General features: G+C 70.2%; 17 protein-coding genes. 9 read left to right on the forward strand and 8 right to left on the reverse strand.

Translation table 11 applies throughout. The features are described from left to right. Positions 1 to 17 precede the first annotated feature (17 nt). The gene (ispG, locus tag QWY84_RS12570) at positions 18 to 1403 is read right to left on the reverse strand and encodes a flavodoxin-dependent (E)-4-hydroxy-3-methylbut-2-enyl-diphosphate synthase (protein ID WP_435372989.1); all 1386 of its coding nucleotides are present in this window, start codon (positions 1401 to 1403) and stop codon (positions 18 to 20) included. A 62-nt stretch (positions 1404 to 1465) separates the two neighbouring features. Between ispG and QWY84_RS12575 the strand changes: the two genes are divergently transcribed. After that, the gene (locus tag QWY84_RS12575; RefSeq protein ID WP_290203056.1) at positions 1466 to 1954 is read left to right on the forward strand and encodes a tetratricopeptide repeat protein; all 489 of its coding nucleotides are present in this window, start codon (positions 1466 to 1468) and stop codon (positions 1952 to 1954) included. Between the two features lie 9 nt (positions 1955 to 1963). On the opposite strand, the gene QWY84_RS12580 is transcribed toward QWY84_RS12575, so the two are convergent. After that, positions 1964 to 2596, reverse strand: coding sequence for a TetR/AcrR family transcriptional regulator (locus QWY84_RS12580; RefSeq protein WP_290203057.1), 633 nt, complete (start codon positions 2594 to 2596; stop codon positions 1964 to 1966). Between the two features lie 168 nt (positions 2597 to 2764). Here QWY84_RS12580 and mazG point away from each other — a divergent pair, with 168 nt between their 5' ends. Both mazG and QWY84_RS12590 read left to right on the forward strand, forming a co-directional pair. After that, positions 2765 to 3553, forward strand: coding sequence for a nucleoside triphosphate pyrophosphohydrolase (gene mazG, locus QWY84_RS12585; protein ID WP_353959895.1), 789 nt, complete (start codon positions 2765 to 2767; stop codon positions 3551 to 3553). A 7-nt stretch (positions 3554 to 3560) separates the two neighbouring features. Next, on the forward strand, positions 3561 to 4106 hold the full coding sequence (locus QWY84_RS12590) for a putative outer membrane beta-barrel protein (protein WP_290203059.1): 546 nt from the start codon (positions 3561 to 3563) through the stop codon (positions 4104 to 4106). A gap of 32 nt (positions 4107 to 4138) precedes the next feature. On the opposite strand, the gene QWY84_RS12595 is transcribed toward QWY84_RS12590, so the two are convergent. From QWY84_RS12595 to QWY84_RS12615, 5 genes are all read right to left on the reverse strand, one after another. Continuing rightward, positions 4139 to 4870, reverse strand: coding sequence for a CsiV family protein (locus QWY84_RS12595; protein WP_290203060.1), 732 nt, complete (start codon positions 4868 to 4870; stop codon positions 4139 to 4141). A gap of 62 nt (positions 4871 to 4932) precedes the next feature. Further along, positions 4933 to 8415, reverse strand: a complete 3483-nt coding sequence (gene mfd, locus QWY84_RS12600) for a transcription-repair coupling factor (protein ID WP_290203061.1) — start codon at positions 8413 to 8415, stop codon at positions 4933 to 4935. Between the two features lie 142 nt (positions 8416 to 8557). Next, positions 8558 to 9454, reverse strand: a complete 897-nt coding sequence (locus tag QWY84_RS12605; protein ID WP_290203062.1) for a carbon-nitrogen hydrolase — start codon at positions 9452 to 9454, stop codon at positions 8558 to 8560. A 147-nt stretch (positions 9455 to 9601) separates the two neighbouring features. Then, positions 9602 to 10645 (reverse strand): agmatine deiminase family protein, encoded by a 1044-nt coding sequence (locus QWY84_RS12610; protein WP_290203063.1) that lies wholly within the window; start codon positions 10643 to 10645, stop codon positions 9602 to 9604. Beyond that, entirely contained in the window at positions 10642 to 10929 is a 288-nt protein-coding gene (locus QWY84_RS12615) for a hypothetical protein (protein WP_290203064.1), read from the reverse strand. The genes QWY84_RS12610 and QWY84_RS12615 overlap by 4 nt, the downstream gene beginning before the upstream one ends. A 162-nt stretch (positions 10930 to 11091) precedes the next feature. Between QWY84_RS12615 and sfsA the strand changes: the two genes are divergently transcribed. Genes sfsA through lolD form a run of 3 tightly spaced genes read left to right on the forward strand, consistent with a single transcriptional unit; the run spans position 11092 to position 13826 of the window. After that, positions 11092 to 11805: a DNA/RNA nuclease SfsA gene (gene sfsA / locus QWY84_RS12620; protein ID WP_290203065.1), complete on the forward strand. Its 714-nt coding sequence runs from the start codon at positions 11092 to 11094 to the stop codon at positions 11803 to 11805. 52 nt (positions 11806 to 11857) lie between these two features. Continuing rightward, positions 11858 to 13108: a lipoprotein-releasing ABC transporter permease subunit gene (locus QWY84_RS12625; RefSeq protein WP_290203066.1), complete on the forward strand. Its 1251-nt coding sequence runs from the start codon at positions 11858 to 11860 to the stop codon at positions 13106 to 13108. Further along, on the forward strand, positions 13101 to 13826 hold the full coding sequence (gene lolD / locus QWY84_RS12630; RefSeq protein ID WP_290203067.1) for a lipoprotein-releasing ABC transporter ATP-binding protein LolD: 726 nt from the start codon (positions 13101 to 13103) through the stop codon (positions 13824 to 13826). Before QWY84_RS12625 ends, lolD begins: the two co-directional genes overlap by 8 nt. On the opposite strand, the gene QWY84_RS12635 is transcribed toward lolD, so the two are convergent. Continuing rightward, positions 13817 to 14338, reverse strand: a complete 522-nt coding sequence (locus tag QWY84_RS12635; protein WP_290203068.1) for a DUF2062 domain-containing protein — start codon at positions 14336 to 14338, stop codon at positions 13817 to 13819. The genes lolD and QWY84_RS12635 overlap by 10 nt on opposite strands. A 138-nt stretch (positions 14339 to 14476) precedes the next feature. Between QWY84_RS12635 and QWY84_RS12640 the strand changes: the two genes are divergently transcribed. The 3 genes from QWY84_RS12640 to QWY84_RS12650 are packed head-to-tail and all read left to right on the forward strand — an operon-like array spanning position 14477 to position 17818. After that, positions 14477 to 16843, forward strand: coding sequence for a DNA internalization-related competence protein ComEC/Rec2 (locus QWY84_RS12640; protein WP_290203069.1), 2367 nt, complete (start codon positions 14477 to 14479; stop codon positions 16841 to 16843). After that, positions 16761 to 17405, forward strand: a complete 645-nt coding sequence (locus tag QWY84_RS12645; RefSeq protein ID WP_290203070.1) for a MotA/TolQ/ExbB proton channel family protein — start codon at positions 16761 to 16763, stop codon at positions 17403 to 17405. The genes QWY84_RS12640 and QWY84_RS12645 overlap by 83 nt, the downstream gene beginning before the upstream one ends. Continuing rightward, positions 17402 to 17818, forward strand: coding sequence for an ExbD/TolR family protein (locus tag QWY84_RS12650; protein ID WP_290203071.1), 417 nt, complete (start codon positions 17402 to 17404; stop codon positions 17816 to 17818). The genes QWY84_RS12645 and QWY84_RS12650 overlap by 4 nt, the downstream gene beginning before the upstream one ends. The last annotated feature ends 15 nt before the right edge of the window (positions 17819 to 17833 follow it).

Below are 17833 nucleotides of genomic sequence, written 5' to 3' on the forward strand. Positions count from 1 at the left end.
ATCGCCGGGGACAGCGATTACGACTCCGCCGACCGGACCTGTGTGTCGCCCGTGCCGTATCGGCGGGCGACATAGCGCTCGATGACGGCCTTGAAGTCCTCGCCGAGGTTCTCGCCCTTGAGGGTCACGGTCTTCTCGCCGTCCTCGTAGACGGGCGCCACCGGCCGCTCGCCGGTGCCCGGCAGGCTGATGCCGATGTTGGCGTGCTTGCTCTCGCCCGGACCGTTGACCACGCATCCCATCACCGCCAGCGTCATGTCTTCCACGCCGGGGTAGTGACGGCGCCACTCGGGCATGCGCTCGCGTACATAGGCCTGGACGTCTCCGGCAAGCTCCTGGAAGAAGCTGCTGGTGGTGCGCCCGCACCCGGGGCAGGCGGCCACCAGGGGCGTGAACGAGCGCATGCCCATGGTCTGGAGGAGCTCCTGGGCGACCTGGACCTCCTGCGTGCGCGCGCCGCCCGGCTCCGGAGTGAGCGAGATGCGGATGGTGTCGCCGATGCCCTGTTGCAGCAGCACCGCCAGGGCCGCGGACGAGGCCACGATGCCCTTCGAGCCCATGCCGGCCTCGGTCAGCCCCAGGTGCAGGGGGTAGTCGCAGCGGCGACTGAGCTCACCGTATACTTCGATAAGATCCTGCACGCCACTGAGCTTGCAGGAAATAATAATCCGGTCATGGCCCAGGCCCAGTGCCTCGGCCCGGCTCGCGCTGTCCAGGGCGGAGACGATCAGGGCCTCCTTCATGACATCGCGCGCGTCCCGCGGCTCGCTCAACGCCGCGTTCTCGTCCATCATCCGCGCCAGCAGATCCTGGTCGAGGCTGCCCCAGTTGACGCCGATGCGCACGGGCTTGTCGAACCGGCAGGCCGTCTCGATCATGCGGGCGAACTGCGTATCCCGCCGCGCGCCGCGGCCCACGTTGCCGGGGTTGATACGGTATTTCGCCAGGGCCTCGGCGCAGGCGGGGTACTGCTCCAGGAGCTTGTGGCCGTTGAAGTGGAAGTCACCCACCAGCGGAACGTCCACGCCCATGGAAGCCAGGCGGTCGCGGATATAGGGTACGGTTGCGGCGGCTTCCTCGTTGTTCACGGGAATCCGCACGATCTCGGAACCGGCGCGGGCGAGATCCGCCACCTGCACCGCGGTGGCCACCTCGTCGGCCGTATCCGTATTGGTCATGGACTGGACGATCACCGGCGCGTCGCCGCCGACGGTGACATCGCCGACCGGGACGGGGACGGTCCGGTGGCGCGGGGCTTGCTGTTGTGCACGCATGGGTCGCAAATGTCCTGCTGTGGGTGTCTCCGGTTCACGCACGGGCCGCCGGGCGTCCGCGGTCCCGACTGTGGTAGGGTGCCGCCTGCGGGAGACAGGGCATTCTGCCGCAGTGGCAGCGGTCGCGATCCCGCGACCCGGAGCCGCACGGGCTGCAGGCGGCAATGATACAGCAGAAGGAGGGGTTTGCCATGGACAGGACAATGACATGCACGCGCATCGCGCTGGCTGCGGTCGTCTTTGCCGCGCTTGCGACGGGCTGCGCGGCACCCGGCGGCGAGCCGGAGATGGAGCTGCTGGAGCTCAACCAGCAGGCCCTGGAAGCCCGCGAACGAGGCGATGACGCCGCGGCGCGGGCCGCCTATCGGCAGCTTCTGGATCGCGACCCCGAGCGCCCGCAGGCATGGTTCGAGCTCGGCAAGCTGGCGGCCGCCGCGGGCGACCTGCAGCAGGCGCGCGAGGCGTTCGCGCGGGCGCTGGAGTACGATCCGCAGTTCCACAAGGCCCGCTACAATCTCGGGCTCGTGCACATGCGACTAGGCTCCGACCTGTTGCGCGAGGCGCGGGACAGCATGCCGGAGGACGCCTCGACCCGGACCACGGACGTCTACCTGAGCTGCCTGCTGGCCCGCACGGTGCGCCATCCGGAGCTGGAAATCCCGTGCCCGGAGCTTCCGTGAGCGCACACTCTAGTCGGAGGCCGGTTGCAGGGTTGCGGCGGCGGCCTCCCCGGGGGCGAGCCCGCCGCGGATGAAGGCGACAGCCGCGTCCATGACGTCGTCCGGCGGCATGGTGCCCTCCCAGACGGGGTAGCGCAGGCCCAGGAACGAGGCCATGCCCATGAGGGCCCAGGCCTGGCCGTACGCCGAGCCGGTACGGATCTGACCCTCCTTCTGCGCCTTCTCCAGGCGGACAGTGTAGACCCGCGCCATCTGCTCGTAGTACTCGCGATAGATGGACTCGTCGATGAACTGCGACTCCAGCACGACGCGATAGAGATTCTTGTCCTCCATGGCGAAGCGCAGGAACGCCTCCAGGCCCACGCGCTCGATCTCGACGCGGTCAGTGATGCCGTGCGTGGCCCGGGTCAGGGTGTGGCGGAGCTTGCGGTTCATGAAGCGCACCAGCTCCCGGAGGATCTCCTCCTTGGATTCGTAGTAGATGTAGAACGTCCCCTGGGCAACGCCGGCCCGCCGCGTGATGCTGCTGACCGAGGCGGTGTGGAACCCTTTCTCCCCGAACTCGAATTCCGCGGCAGCGAGAAGCTTCTGGCGGGTCTGTTCGCCCCGGGCGGTAACGGGTTTGCGTGATGTCCTTGCCACTGGGTCGTCCCCTGCTGTGAATCGTGCGTCAAAGGGTAAAGAGGTGTGATACATGACTCAATGGTCAGATGCACGCCGTGCATGGTGACGAGCGGCTGCGGCCGTCGCCTGTGGTAGGGTACGGCGGTATCATCGCCGCCGTACCCGAGGAGGCCGCCCTTGAATGCGATGCAGGACCTGCTGACCCTCATGGCGACGCTGCGTGATCCGGAGCGCGGCTGCCCGTGGGATCTGCGCCAGGATTTCGCCTCCATCGCCCCGTATACGGTGGAGGAGGCCTATGAGGTGGCGGACGCCATCCAGCGGGAGAGCGCGGAGGACCTCCGCGATGAGCTCGGCGATCTCCTGTTCCAGGTGGTCTTCCATGCGCAGATGGCGCGGGAGGCGGGCTGGTTCGACTTTGACGACGTCGCCCGCACGATCCACGACAAGATGGTGCGCCGCCATCCCCACGTGTTCTCGGACGCGGGCGAGCGCACCCACGGTCCGGCCGCCTGGGAGGCGATCAAGGCGGAAGAGCGCCGGGCGCGACAGGATGGACAGGCGGATGCCGACCGGTCCGTGCTCGCCGGCGTGTCGGTAACCCTGCCGGGGCTGACCCGGGCGACGAAGCTCACCCGCCGGGCGGCGCGGCTCGGCTTCGACTGGCCGGCGGCGGACGGGGTGCTCGCCAAGATCCGCGAAGAGCTGGCGGAGCTGGAGGAGGCCCGGGCGACCGGCGGCGAGCGGGAGCAGGAGGAAGAGTACGGTGACCTGCTGTTCGCCTGCGCCAACCTGGGCCGCCACCTGGGCCTGGATCCGGAACGCGCGTTACGCACCGCCAACAGAAAGTTCGAGGCGCGCTTCCGGTCCATGGAGAACGAGCTGGCCGCGCAGGGCGTCGATCTCCACGATGCCGACATGACTGTGCTGGAGGCGGCGTGGGGCCGCGCCAAGCGCAGAAACAAGGAGGAATGACCGAGCCATGAGCCCGATACGCTCCCTGACCGCCGTGCTGATCCTCCTCGCTGTCGCGCTGCCGCCGGAGGCGGCCGCGGCGCAGACGGGCACCTGGTATGTCGCCCCGGGGGCGCGCGTGGTCAAGCTCGAAGGCTGGCAGGAAGGCTACGGCCGCTCCTTGACCGTGGGCTGGAAGCTGCCGTATCGCCACGATGACCGGCCGAGGTCGTCCGTCGCCCTGGAGGCGGAACTCGCGGATACCACCAATGCACTCGCGCGCCGTCGCGACGGCGCGCGGCAGCGGGCGGACATGCGGCACGCCGGCGGCTATCTGGCGCTGAACACCTACGTGAGCGACCGGGTCTTCCACCACGTGCGCTTCGGCGCCGTGCTGCGGGAGCAGCGCGGGCCGGGCGGCGACGACGTCAGCGGTCGCCTGGTGTTCGGCCTCGGGCTCGGTGCCCGGGTGACCGAGCGCCTGGAAGTCCTCGCCCGGGCCCAGACCCAGTTCTGGGACTTCCCCGAAGATCTCCTGCACGAGGGCACGGCCAGTCTCCGCTGGCACTTCTGAGGCGGATCCGCAAAGCGCTCCGCGAGCCGCTGCTACTCGCCCGCAGGCGCGGCACGGATCAGCAGCCCCATCTCCGGGTGATCCAGGTAGTGCAGCTCGCCGCTGCGCATGCGCCGCTCCTGCCGCATGACCGGTACCGGCTGGACGCCGCCCAGCGAGGCCTCGCGGGCGCCCTGGTCCCCGGAGGCCGAATCACCTTCGGGGTCCAGCCAGCGCAGATCCGTTTCCACGTGCAGGTAGCGCCCGCGCCAGACCCGCAGCCAGCCGGACAGGCCTTCGGGAGGGCGCGGCGTGAGCGTCAGGCGGTCGGGCAGGGCGCCGGCGTCGCCGTTGTCGTCGCCGGCGGCGGTGTCACGTTCCGGTGGCTCGCTCCCCGGAGGCATGGGAACGGCGGCGGCTTCGCCGCGGTCGTTGGCGGGCTGGACCCAGCCGACGTGTTCCAGGACCCGGTAGCCGGCGGCATTGTCCAGCCGCCGCGCAATCCCCCCGAGGACGAGCTCCTCGCCGCGCAGGAGCCGGAAGTGCTCGCTGTCCGGTTCCTCGACGGCGCCGTCGAGCACGGCATAGCGCTCGAACACGGCGGGATCCGGATAGCGCGGCCACTGCTCCGGCGTATTGTCCGTGGCGATGCCGGACTGGGTGAATATGACCACCTCCACCCGGTAGAGCTCCTGCTGGGCCTGGGCGGGCGCCGGCAGCAGGCTCCCCAGCAGGAGCGTGGCCAGGCCCAGTCCGGCGAGCCGGGGTGTGCGCTGGTTGTTCATGGGCAGGTCTCCAGAAGATTTGCCGCAGTGTGCCCCGGACGCGGCCTGCTTGCCAGCTGTCTTCAGGCGGCGTCACGAACCCGCAAGCGGTCGAGGAGGTCCTCCATGACCGTGAACCGGTCCTCGTGCTCCGGCATCTCGCGGTGGACGCGCAGCCGGTGCTGCCCCTCCAGGCGGTAGTGCTGCGGGTTGCTCTGAATCAGCTCGACCAGCGTGGCCGGATCCACCAGGGCCTCGTCGCCGAAGACAAGCGTGCCGCCGTCCGCCCCCGCTTCCACCCGGACGATGCCGAAGGCCTCGGCCCGGAGCTTCAGCGCCGTCACCCGGAAGAGATTCCGGGTCGGCTCCGGCAGCAGCCCGAAGCGGTCGATCATCTCCACCTGCAGATCCTTCAGCTCGTCCTCGGACCGGGCGCTGGCAATCCGTTTGTAGAGCACCAGGCGCGTATGGACATCCGGCAGGTAGTCCTCGGGGATGATGGCCGGCAGGCGCAGGTCCACTTCCGCGCCGTGGTGCATGGGCTGCTCCAGGGCCGGCTCGCGCCCGCTCTTGAGCGCGTTCACGGCGCGCTCCAGCAGCTCGTTGTACATGCTGAAGCCGACTTCCGCCATCTGGCCGCTCTGGCCGCTGCCGAGCAGCTCGCCGGCGCCGCGGATCTCCAGGTCGTGGCTGGCCAGGGTGAAGCCGACGCCGAGATCCTCGTGGGCGGCGATGGCGTCGAGCCGCTTGACCGCGTCGGCGGTCATGGCCTTCTGCGGCGGCGCGATCAGGTACGCGTAGGCGCGGTGGTGCGACCGGCCCACACGCCCCCGCAGCTGGTGCAGCTGGGCCAGCCCGAAGCGGTCCGCGCGGTTCATGATGATGGTGTTGGCGTTGGGAATGTCGATGCCGGACTCGATGATGGTCGTGCACACGAGCACATTGTAGCGCTGATGGTAGAAATCCAGCATGACGTGCTCGAGCTCGCGCTCGGGCATCTGGCCGTGGGCGACCCCGACGCGCGCCTGCGGCACCAGGTCCTCCAGGTACTCGGCGGTGCGCGCAATGGTGTCGACGTCGTTGTGCAGGAAATAGACCTGCCCGCCGCGCTTGATCTCGCGCAGGCAGGCCTCCTGGATGAGCGTGTCGTTCCACTCGTTGACGAAGGTCTTCACGGCGAGCCGCCGTGCCGGCGGCGTGGCGATGATGGACAGGTCCCGCAGCCCGGCCAGGGACATGTTCAGGGTCCGCGGGATGGGCGTGGCCGTCAGGGTGAGCAGATCCACCTCGGCGCGCAGCTGCTTGAGCTTTTCCTTCTGCTGCACGCCGAAGCGGTGCTCCTCGTCGACGATCACCAGGCCGAGCTGCTTGGCATCCATCTTGCCCTGCAGCATGCGGTGCGTGCCGATGATGATATCCAGCGTGCCGTCCGCTAGCGCCGCCTGGGTCTCCCGGGTCTCGCGGGCGCTGTTGAACCGCGACAGCACGCCGATGCGCACGGGCCAGTCGGCGAAGCGGTCGCGGAAGGTCTGGTAGTGCTGCTGGGCCAGCAGGGTGGTGGGCACCAGCATCGCCACCTGCTGGCCGCTCTGCACGGCGACGAAGGCGGCCCGCATGGCCACCTCGGTCTTGCCGAAGCCGACGTCGCCGCAGACGACGCGGTCCATGGGCTGATCGGAGGCGAGGTCGGCGAGGACGGCGTCGATGGCATCCTGCTGGTCGGGCGTCTCCTCGAAGGGGAACGCCTCCGCGAAGCGCTCGTACTCGTCCGCGTCGCACTGCAGGGCCTGCCCCGTGCGGGATGCCCGGCGGGCATAGACATCCAGGAGCTCCGCGGCCACGTCCCGCGCCTTCTCGGCGGCCTTGCGCCGCGCCTTCTCCCACTGGTCGCTGCCCAGGCGGTGGAGCGGTGCCTGGCCTTCCTCGGCGCCGGTGTAACGGCTGATCAGGTGCAGCGATGACACCGGTACGTAGAGCTTGTCGCCGCCGGCGTACTCCAGGGTCAGGAACTCGGTGGGATACTCGCCCACGGCGAGGCGCTGCAGGCCCTGGTAGCGGCCCACGCCGTGGTCCTCGTGGACCACGGGGGCGCCGATGTGGAGGTCGTTGAGATCCTTGATGATCAACGCCGGGTCGCGGTCCTGCTGACGCCGACGGCGGCGCTGCTGGGCGCGGTCGCCGAGCAGGGCCGCTTCGGGCACCACCGCGATGGCCGGGTCGTCCAGGACCAGCCCGTGCTCCAGTGCCGCCACGGTCATGGCCAGCGGCGCGTCGCCGGCCAGGAAATCCTGCCAGTGATCGACCTGCTGCGGGCGGATGCCGTGGCGCTGCAGCGTCTCGATGAGCGCCTCCCGGTGCCCGGCGGTCTCGGCGACGAACAGGCAGCGCCCGGAGAACGCTTCCAGGAACTGCTCCAGGGGCTGACGATCGGGCTCGTCGTTGCGCGCGTGCAGGGTCAGGCCCGGCAGGGGCCGCGCGGCGTGGCGGATGCGGCCGGGCGCCGGGCCGCGGGCGAGCTCCTCGTCCGTCTCGCTCTCGACCCGCACCCCGGTCAGCTCGTGGAGCCGGGTGCGCAGCCCTCCGGGCTCAAGGAACAGCTGCTCCGGCGGCAGCAGGGGGCGGTCCCGGTCGTGCCCGCGCTGCTCGAAACGCGTCGTGATCTCCTGCCAGTAGTCGTCCATGCCGCGGTCGGCGTCGGCCTCGATGTAGAGCAGGCTCGAGGCGGGCAGATAGTCGAACAGCGTTGCCGTTTCCTGGAAGAACAGCGGCAGGTAGTACTCGATGCCGTTGGGCATGACCCCGTCGCTGACGTCGCAGTAGATCCGGCTGCGGGTCGGGTCGCCGGCGAAGGCCGCGCGGAAGGCCTTGCGGAAGCGCGTGACGGCCTCGTCGTCCACCGGGAACTCGCGGCCCGGGAGCAGGCGTACCTCGCTGACCCGGTCGACCGTGAGCTGGGTCTCCGGGTCGAACGTGCGCACCGTATCCACCTCGTTGTCGAACAGGTCGATGCGGTAGGGCTGCGAGCTGCCCATGGGGAAGAGGTCGAGCAATGCCCCGCGGACGGCGAACTCGCCGTGCTCCATGACCTCCGGGACGTTGTGGTAGCCCGCCTGTTCCAGGCGATGCCGCATGGCGTCGAGGTCCATCCGGTCCCCCTGGCGGACCAGGAGGCCCTCGGCGTCCAGGAAGCTGCGGGGCGGCAGACGCTGCATCAGCGTGGGCACCGGCACGATGAGCACGCCGTGGTCGGTCTGCGGCAGGTTGTAGAGCGTCGCCAGGCGCTGGGAGACGATATCCTGGTGGGGCGAGAAGACGTCGTAGGGCAGCGTCTCCCAGTCCGGAAACGGCAGAATCGGCGTGTCGCGGCTGGTGTAGAAGCGCAGCTCGGTTTCCAGGCGATAGGCGTCCTGGGACGTGGCCGTCACCGCCAGGATGACACCGGGGCGGCGCTCGAGCAGCCGGCTGAGCGCCAGCGCGCCGGCACTCCCGGGAAGGCCGGTCCAGCTCACCTGGCGACCGGCCCGGGGCAGGCCGGGCTGCAGGGGATTGTGACGCTGATCGTTCATGGCGTACGTCGACAGCCTGTTGCTTGCTTGCCGCACTGCGGGGGCCGTGACGATCGGACGTTCCCGCCGGCGCCCGGCATCGGCAGCATCACGGCCGCGAAACTTTCACGTGAACAGTAATAAAACTCATGTAACCCACTGATCATTCGTCACGGAACCGCCGCAGAAGATCGCCGTAAGCGTCAATGCGGCGATCGCGCAGGAAGGGCCACATCCGGCGCACAGTGTCGGTGCGCCCGGTATCCACCGTGACCGTCGCAATCTCGCCTGCATCGGTACCCGCCCGGGCCAGTATCTCCCCCTGGGGGCCGGCGACGAAGCTGCTCCCCCAGAATGTCGTTCCGGTGCCGCGGCCCGCGGGATCCGGCTCGTGCCCGCAGCGGTTGCAGACCAGCACCGGCAGGCCGTTGGTCACCGCGTGTGCTCGCTGTACCGTTACCCAGGCGTCGTGCTGGCGCGCCCGCTCGTCGGCGTCGTCCTCGGCGGCCCAGCCGATGGCGGTGGGGTAGAGCAGCATGTCGGCCCCGGCCAGGGCCATGAGGCGCGCGGCTTCCGGGAACCACTGATCCCAGCACACCAGCACGCCCAGCCGCCCCGCGGCGGTGTCCACCGGCTCGAAGCCGGTATCGCCGGGCGTGAAGTAGAACTTCTCGTAGTAGCCGGGATCGTCCGGGATGTGCATCTTGCGGTAGCGGCCCGCCAGGCTGCCGTCGGCATCCAGCACCACGGCCGTGTTGTGATAGAGGCCGGCCGCGCGGCGCTCGAACACGGAGCCGACGATCACCGTCTCCAGCTCCCGGGCCAGGGCGGCCAGGCGGTCCGTGGTCGGGCCGGGCACGGGCTCCGCCCAGTCGAACACGGCCGGGTCCTCCTGCTGGCACGGATAGGGCGTGCGATGCAGCTCCTGCAGCAGAACCAGGTCGGCACCCCGGCTGCCGGCTTCGCGGATGCCGGACTCGGTGCGTGCCAGGTTGTCGTCCGGGTTGTCGCCGCAGGCGTGCTGAACCAGCGCGACCGTCCGTTGGGTGCCGGTGACCATGCGCTCTCCGGATGCGGGAAGGGCCCGTATTGTACGCGCTATGCCGGCGGCAGGACCAGATCGCTACCGCTAGTGTCCCGTCCCAGAAGTTCGTGCAATCCCGGCCCCTTGGGGCGCATCAATCGCACGAACTTCTGGGACGGGACATTAGGCGGCCGGCAGCTGCATGGCCGCGCAATGGAGCGCGCCGCCCTGTGTGATCAGCGTCGTCGCATCCAGGGAGAACACGTCGCGGTCCGGGAACGCGCGCGCGATGACGTCCCGGGCGGTGTCGTCCTCGGGAACGCCATAGGCGGGCACCAGGACGGCACCGTTGAGGACCAGGAAATTGGCGTACGTCGCCGGCAGGCGGCGTCCCTGCGCGTCGTGCACGGGAGACGGCCAGGGCAGGGGCATCAGCCGATAGGGAGCGCCTGCACGGTCGCGCAGCCCCGCGAGCTCGCGGGCCAGGGCGGCGAGCTCCGGATAGTGGCTGTCGGCGGGATCGTCACAGGCGGTGTAGGCGATGGTACCCGGGCCGACGAAACGGGCCAGCATGTCCACGTGTCCGTCCGTGTCGTCACCTTCCAGGGCCCCGTGCTCCAGCCACAATGTACGTGACGCGCCCAGCTCGCGGCGGAACAGGTCCTCGTACCAGGCCGTGTCCGCACCGGGGTTGCGCCCGGGATGGAGGAGGCAGCGCCGGGTGGTCAGGATGGTGCCGTCGCCGTCGGTATCCACGGCGCCGCCCTCCAGGACGGCGTCGACGGCCCGCAGGCGGGCGTCGCCGAAGGCGCCGGCGCGATGGAGCCGGGCAGTGAGCGCGTCATCCCGGCGGCAGGCGTGCTTGCCGCCCCAGCCGTTGAAGCGGAAGTCCAGGCAGCACGCCCCCCCGGCATCGACGACGGTCAGGGGGCCATGATCCCGTGCCCAGATGTCGTCCGCCGGCGCCGGATGGATGAATGCCCGCTCGGGTTGCCCGCCGTGATGCGCGACGGCGGCGGGGATGGGGCTGGATCCGGTGTCATCAGGTGCAGCGATGACGACCGGCTGGTAGCGGGTGATCACGGCGGCCAGCTTGGCCACCGCGGTCTCGGCGGCAGGCAGCGCGTCCCCCCAATCGCCGTCCGCCCGCGGCCACGTGAGCATGGTGGCGGACTGGGGCTCCCACTCCGCGGGCCAGCGCAGCTCCCTGGAGACCGGGCGGTTCACCGCTGCCGGACGGCACGCAGTACGCGGTCGTGCTCGAAGTACACCGTGTAGTTTTCGTAATCCCAGCGCGTGATGGGCGGCTCGCCCACCGGCTCGCGGCGTTCCTCGGGGTCGCCGTAGCGGCTCCGCACCCGTTCCATGGTTGCACCCGGCCGGGGCACGTCGGCGTTTCGTGCGTCGTCCTGGCGCATGGTGTCGATGAGGAGCGTATCCGCGCCCGCCACACCGGTACCGGCGCCTGCCAGGACGAGTGCAAGCACCACACTGCCGCAAAAGCGGGACATCCTTCTCTCCCTTGGCTCAGTCGGAATCCTGAACCGGAGAATAGCATCCCCGTGAGGGCGAACAAACCGATGCGCGGTGGCACGCCCGCTTCTGGCAATGACGACGGCAGGGTGAGTACACTGCCGCCTTCGTGTCGGAGCAACGGTGCAGGCCCGGGGGTCATGGAACTACCGCAACCGCTGGTGGCGGGTGTACTGGAGCGGCGCTACAAGCGCTTCCTGGCGGACGTCGTGCTCGGCGACGGCGAGCGCGTCACCTGCCACTGCCCGAATACCGGCTCGATGATGGGCTGCCAGGAGCCCGGGTCGCGTGTCTGGTTGAGCCGGTCCGGAAACCCGGGCCGCAAGTATCCGCTCACCTGGGAGCTGGTCGAACTCGCGGGCCCCGTTCTGGTCGGTATTCACACCGGCCGCGCCAATGCACTGGTCCGGGAGGCCCTGGAAGCGGGGCGCATTCCGCAGCTGGCCGGGTATCCGGAGATCCGGCCCGAGGTGCATCTGCCGGGCGAGGGGACGCGGATTGATTTCCTGCTGTCCGGACACGCGGCGGCCCCGGACTGCTACGTGGAAGTCAAGAATGTCACGGCGGCCGTGGACCAGGGGATCGCGCTGTTCCCCGATGCGGTGAGCGCACGCGGTACGCGGCATCTGGAGCACCTCCGGCGGCTCGTCGGCGAGGGGCAGCGGGCTGCCCTGGTGTTCTGCGTGCAGCGCGACGACGCCCGCGAGGTGCGCCCGGCGGACGACATCGACCCGGTGTACGGGCAGGCCCTGCGTGCGGCCATGGCGTCCGGCGTGGAAGTGCACGCGCTCGGCGCCCGGGTGGGCGAGCGGGAGATTGCCCTGGAGCGCACCCTGGATGTGGTCTGCCCCTGAGATACAACGGTGCCGCCATGAAGGCGGTCTTTGACGCAAGGATAACGCTCGCATGTTTCGTCCTCTGGAATTGTTCATCGGGCTCCGGTACACCCGGGCCAAGCGGCGCAACCAGTTCGTCTCCTTCATATCGCTGAGCTCCATCCTCGGCATCGCCCTGGGGGTGACCGCGCTGATCACCGTCCTGTCGGTCATGAACGGCTTCGAGCGGGATCTGCGCGAGAAAATCCTGGGCATGGTCGCCCATGCCACCGTCGAGGCCCGCAGCGGCGGCATGGACGACTGGCGGAGCGTGGTGGAGGAGGCCCGGCGGCACCCCCAGGTGCAGGGGGCAGCGCCGTACGTCAGCGGGCAGGTCATGATCACCCGCGGCGGCCAGGTGAGCGGCACCATGCTGCGGGGCGTGCTCCCCGGTGAGGAAGGCGACGTCTCGCGGGTGATGGACCACATCGAGGGCGACGCCGCAGCCGCTCTGCAGGAGGGCGAGTACAACATCATCCTCGGCTGGGCCCTGGCCCGGGAGCTCGGTGTCCGGCGCGGCGACCGGGTGACGGTGGTCACCCCCGAGGCCCGGGCGACGGTGGCGGGGATCGTGCCGCGCCTCAAGCGCTTCCGGGTGGTCGGCACGTTCGACGTGGGCATGTACGAGTACGACCGCGGCGTCGCCCTGGTCCACATGCGGGATGCCGCCACGATCATGCGCCTGGGCGACAGCGTATCGGGGGTGCGCCTGCAGTTCGAGGAGCTGATGGATGCCCCCTGGCTGGCCCGGGAAGTGGGGCAGAGCCTGGGTGCAGGGGGCTACCGGGTCAGCGACTGGACCCAGGAGCACGCCAGCTTTTTCCGCGCCGTGCAGACCGAGAAGACGGTGATGTTCGTCATCCTGACGCTGATCATCGCCGTGGCCGCATTCAATATCGTCTCGACGCTGGTCATGGTGGTCAACGACAAGCGCAGCGACATCGCCATCCTGCGCACGCTGGGCGCGAGCCCGGCGACCATCATGGGCATATTCATGGTGCAGGGCGCGGTGATCGGGGTGGTCGGGACCGTGCTCGGCGTCGCCGGCGGCGTGGCCCTTGCCCTGAACGTCGAGACCATTGTCCCGGCCATCGAGAGCCTGCTCGGGATCGCCTTCCTGGCACCGGATATCTACTGGCTCAGCGACCTGCCGTCGCAGCTGCGGGCGACGGACGTCGTCCACATCGCCCTGGTGGCCCTGATCCTGTCCCTGCTGGCGACGATCTACCCCGCGTGGCGGGGCGCGCGCACGGAACCTGCGGAGGCACTGCGGCATGAATGATCCGGTTCACCACGACGATGTCATCACCTGCGCCGGCGTCGGCAAGGTGTTCCACGAAGGCCCGCGGGATCTGCGTGTGCTCGACGACGTGAGCCTTGCCCTGGGGCGCGGCGAGCAGCTCGCCATCGTCGGCCGTTCGGGCTCGGGCAAGAGCACGCTGCTGCAGATCCTCGGGGGGCTCGACCAACCGACGGAAGGCCAGGTGCACATCCAGGGGCAGCCGGTCTACGAGCTGGGAGCGCGTGAGCGCGGCCGGCTACGCAATCACGCGGTGGGGTTCATCTATCAGTTCCATCACCTGCTGCCGGAGTTCACGGCGCTGGAGAACGTCGCCATGCCCCTGCTGATCCGCAAGGCGAGCCGGGCGGATGCCCGGGCGGCAGCGGCGCGGGTGCTCGAGCGGGTCGGCCTCGGCGCGCGCACGGAGCACAAGCCGGGCGAGCTCTCCGGCGGCGAGCGCCAGCGCACCGCCATCGCCCGCGCCCTGGTCACGGAGCCGGCATGCGTCCTGGCGGACGAGCCCACGGGCAACCTGGACCGGCAGACCGCCGACGAGGTGTTCGCCCTGCTGCGCGAGCTCAACCGGGACCTGAAGACCAGCCTGATCATGGTCACCCACGACATGGATCTCGCGGGACGGATGGACCGCATCCTCACCATCGACGACGGGCGGCTGAACGGCGGTTCGGACTCGGGTCTACCGACGGCCTATGGCTGAGGGGAGCGGCGTTGCCGGCGGGCCCGCAGCCGCTGCCGGACGTTGATGCGCCAGAGCAGGTGAATCAGCCCGTATCCCGCGGCGGCGGACACCAGGCCGCATACCACGCCGCCGAGAAGCACGGGCAGCCAGATGTGGCCGACCTCGCGCCAGAACCATGCCAGTGTCGGCTCGAAGACCCAGGTCCGGATGCGCTCGCCGAGGAACAGGCTGCCGAGCTGGTACTGGAAGTACAGCATGGGCGCCATGGTCAGCGGATTGGAGATCCATACCGCGACGACGGCGATCGGCAGGTTCACGCGCAGGAAGATCGCCGCGGCAGCCGCCAGGAGCATCTGCAAGGGGATGGGGATGAACGCCAGGAACAGGCCGACGGCGACACCGCCGGCCAGGGAGCGGCGATTGAGGTGCCACAGGTTGGGATCCTGCAGGCGCCGGCCGAACACGCGCATGCGGTGATGGTGGCGGATTGCGTGCGCATCGGGGAGGTACCCCCGGAAGAAGCGTTTCATTGCCAACCTTTCAGGAAGTAGTGCCGCGCCCCGGAATGAAACGGTGCAGCGTCCCGGCGATGCGGGAGAATGATACGCATGCACCGCCCGGGCACGGAAACCCCCGGGGTCGGACGGTAGAAGGGAGTGCGCTCAGGGATGAGCCATGCAGCTCGCGTTGCCGCCGGGTTCGCTGTCGGCAGCCTGATTTTCCATCTGGGGGGTGCACCGCCCCCGGCGCCTTTCTGGAGCCTGGCCCTCGCCGGGTCGCTGCTGATCCTCAGCCGCCGTTGGGCCGTCGCGGGCGCGCTGTGCCTCGGCCTCGCCTGGTCCGCCGGGCACGCGACCGACGCCCTGCAGCACCGGCTGGACGAGGCGACGGATGCGCGCATCACCGCCTCCGTGGTGGGATTGCCGCAGGATGCCGGCAACCATGCCCGGTTCACCGTGCGCATCCGCGGGGGCAACGGCGCCGCCGGCGTACGCCGTGCCGAGCTGCGCTGGTACGGCGCCTCGGCACGGCCGCGCACGGGCGAGCGCTGGCGGCTCACAGTCACCCTGCGGCCACCCCGGGGGCGGCTCAACCCCGGGGGGTTCGACGAGGAGCGCTGGCTGGTAACGCGGCGGGTGGATGCCACCGGGACAGTACACCGGGGGCAGCGGCTCGCCGCATCCGGCTACGGGATGGATCCGTTGCGTTCCGCGATCTCCACCCGCCTCCGGGCTGCGGTCAATGCCCGCGAGCCCGGAGCCATGCTGGCCGCTCTTGCGGTGGGCGACCGACGCTTCCTGGATGCCGGGACCTGGGATGCGCTCCTGGCGACCGGCACCAACCACCTGGTGGCCATTTCCGGCCTGCATGTCGGCCTCGCCGGCGGCCTCGGCCTGCTGTTGGCGACCGCGGCCTGGCGCCGGATCGGCGCGTGCGCCGAGCGGGTGCCGGCCCCGGTGGCAGGCGCGGTCGCCGGGCTGGCGACGGCGGCGTCCTATGCAGCGCTCGCCGGATTCACGATTCCCACCCAGCGGGCCCTGCTCATGCTCGCCGTGCCCCTGGTGGCGATGATGGCGCGCCGGCCGGTACGCCCCGTCGCCGTACTGGTGTTCGCCGCGGCGGGGGTGCTGGTTCTGGACCCGTTCGCCCCGCTGGATCCCGGATTCTGGCTTTCCTTCGCCGCGGTAGCCGTACTCGGGGCGCTGGTCACCGGTCGCGGGGGTGCTTCGCCCTGGTGGCGCTGGCCGCTGGTGCAGGTACAGCTGGCGGCAGTGATCGCGCCGATGACGCTGCTGCTGTTCAACCACATGGCCCCGCTGGCGCCCCTGGCCAACCTGTTCGCCATCCCACTGGTGGGCTTCTTCGCGGTGCCGCTGGCCCTGGCGGCGACGGCTGCCTGCGCCGTCGCGCCCGGGGTCGTCGGGTTCCTTGCGGGGTGGTGCGCGTGGATCCTGTGGCTGTTCCTGGAGGCTGTCCGCGGACTCGCCTCACTGGGGAGTGCCGTCGAGCTGCCCGCGGCTCCGTCAGGGCCGGCGGCGTGGGGGCTGGTCCTGGTCGCGGTCGCGCTGGTGCTCGCACCCGGAGCGCTGCCGGGACGACTGCTGGCGCTGCCCTTGCTGGCAGCGGCGCTCGCGGCGCCGTCCGCTCCCGTGGCACGCGGGCAGGCGCGGATCACGGTGCTGGACGTCGGCTACGGTCACGCCAGTGTCGTGGAAACCGCCTCGGGGCGGGTCCTGGTGGATACCGGGCCGACCGGCCGGGCCGTCGAGGGCCTCCTCGCTCCCGACGGGCCCGGCGCGGAAGATCACCTGGTCCTGACCCGGGACCGCGCGGGGCATCGTGGCGGTGCCACGGCCCTGCCGCGGCCGCCTCCGACGCAGGTGCACGACGCCCTGGATCCGCAGGGGACCTGCGCCCGCGGGGCGGCCTGGGCCGCCGGCGGGGTACGTTTCCGGTTTCTCGACCCGGACCTCGGTGTCGCGGGCTGTGTCCTTCTGGTGACCACGGAGCGGCACCGCTGGCTCTTCGCCACCGGCGTGGAACCCGACGACCGGCCGGCATGGCACCACGCCCCCGCGGTGGACGGGGTCGTGCTGCCCGCCGGCGGACACGGCGAGGCGGTGACCCGCGCCATGCTGTCGGCCTTGCAGCCGCGCATCGCCGTAGTGTCCGTGGACGCCGACAACCGCTACGGGTTGCCGCATCCGGAGACCCTGGCGCGGCTGCGGGGCTACGGCGCCGCGGTGGCTGTCACGGGAACGGCGGGGGCCGTCACCGCCGTGCTCGGCAGCAAGCTGGAAGTCGTCCGGGCCCGCGATCGCGCCGGCTGGTGGAACCGCCGCCCGCCGGGCCGGCCCTTCGGTCCCGGGGGCGAATCGTTTATCATGCAGCCTTCGCGCGGCGGCCCGGACGCCCGTGCGGTGGAGCACAGAGACGAGGGAGAGGATCAGCGTGCTGGAAATGATCGCAGCGGGCGGCTGGGTGATGGTTCCCATCATTCTCTGCTCGGTACTGGCCCTGGCCATCATCGGTGAACGCGTCTGGGCCCTGCAGCCCCGGCGTGTGCTGCCCCCGCACCTGGTGGCCCACGTCTGGCATCAGGTCAAGAACGGAACGCTGGACGCGCAGCAGCTGCGGCAGTTGCGCGAGGGCTCGTCCCTGGGCCGCGTGCTGGCCGCGGGCCTGACCAACATGCGCAACAGCCGCGACATCATGATGGAAGCCATCGAGGACGCCGGCCGCCACGAGGCCCACCGCCTGGAGCGCTTCCTCAACACCCTGGGGACCATCGCCTCGATTACGCCCTTGCTGGGACTGCTGGGCACGGTCATCGGCATGATCCGGGTCTTCACCACGATCACCGAGGAGGGCGTCGGCAATGCCGCGGCGCTGGCCGGCGGGATCTCCGAGGCGCTGCTGACCACGGCGGCCGGCCTGATCGTGGCCATTCCGGCGCTGATGGCCTACCGGTATTTCCGTGGCCTGGTCGACAACCACATGGTCAGCATGGAACAGGAAGCCATGAAGCTGGTGGAGGTCATCCAGGGGCAGCGCGAGCGCGGCAGTATCGAAGGTGCCGGGGGAGGGTCGTCGTGAACCTGCGCCCGCGGCGCCGGGAAGAGCCGGAGATCACGCTGACGCCGCTGATCGACGTGGTATTCCTGATGCTGATCTTCTTCATGGTCAGCGCCACGTTCCTCAACGAGGCGGACATGGAGCTGAGCCTGCCGGAGGCTTCCCGCGAGCCGGCCCAGCGTCCGGGAACGCCGGTGGAGCTGGTCATCAACGCCGAGGGCGATTACTACGTCGACGGTACCGCGCTGGCCAATCAGCAGACCAATACGGTGGAGCGTGCGCTGGAGCAGGCCATGGCGAACGCGCCCGGGACGCCCCTGGTGATCCGGGCGGACGGCCGCACGCCTCACCAGTCCGTGGTGACGGCCCTGGATGCCGCCGGCCGGGCCGGCATCGAGAGTGTCTCCATCGCCACCGTCCCCGAGGAAGACTAGCGAGCGCCCGCCCCG

The organism is Aquisalimonas lutea, from assembly GCF_030409225.1.
In the GTDB taxonomy this organism is placed as follows: domain Bacteria; phylum Pseudomonadota; class Gammaproteobacteria; order Nitrococcales; family Aquisalimonadaceae; genus Aquisalimonas; species Aquisalimonas lutea.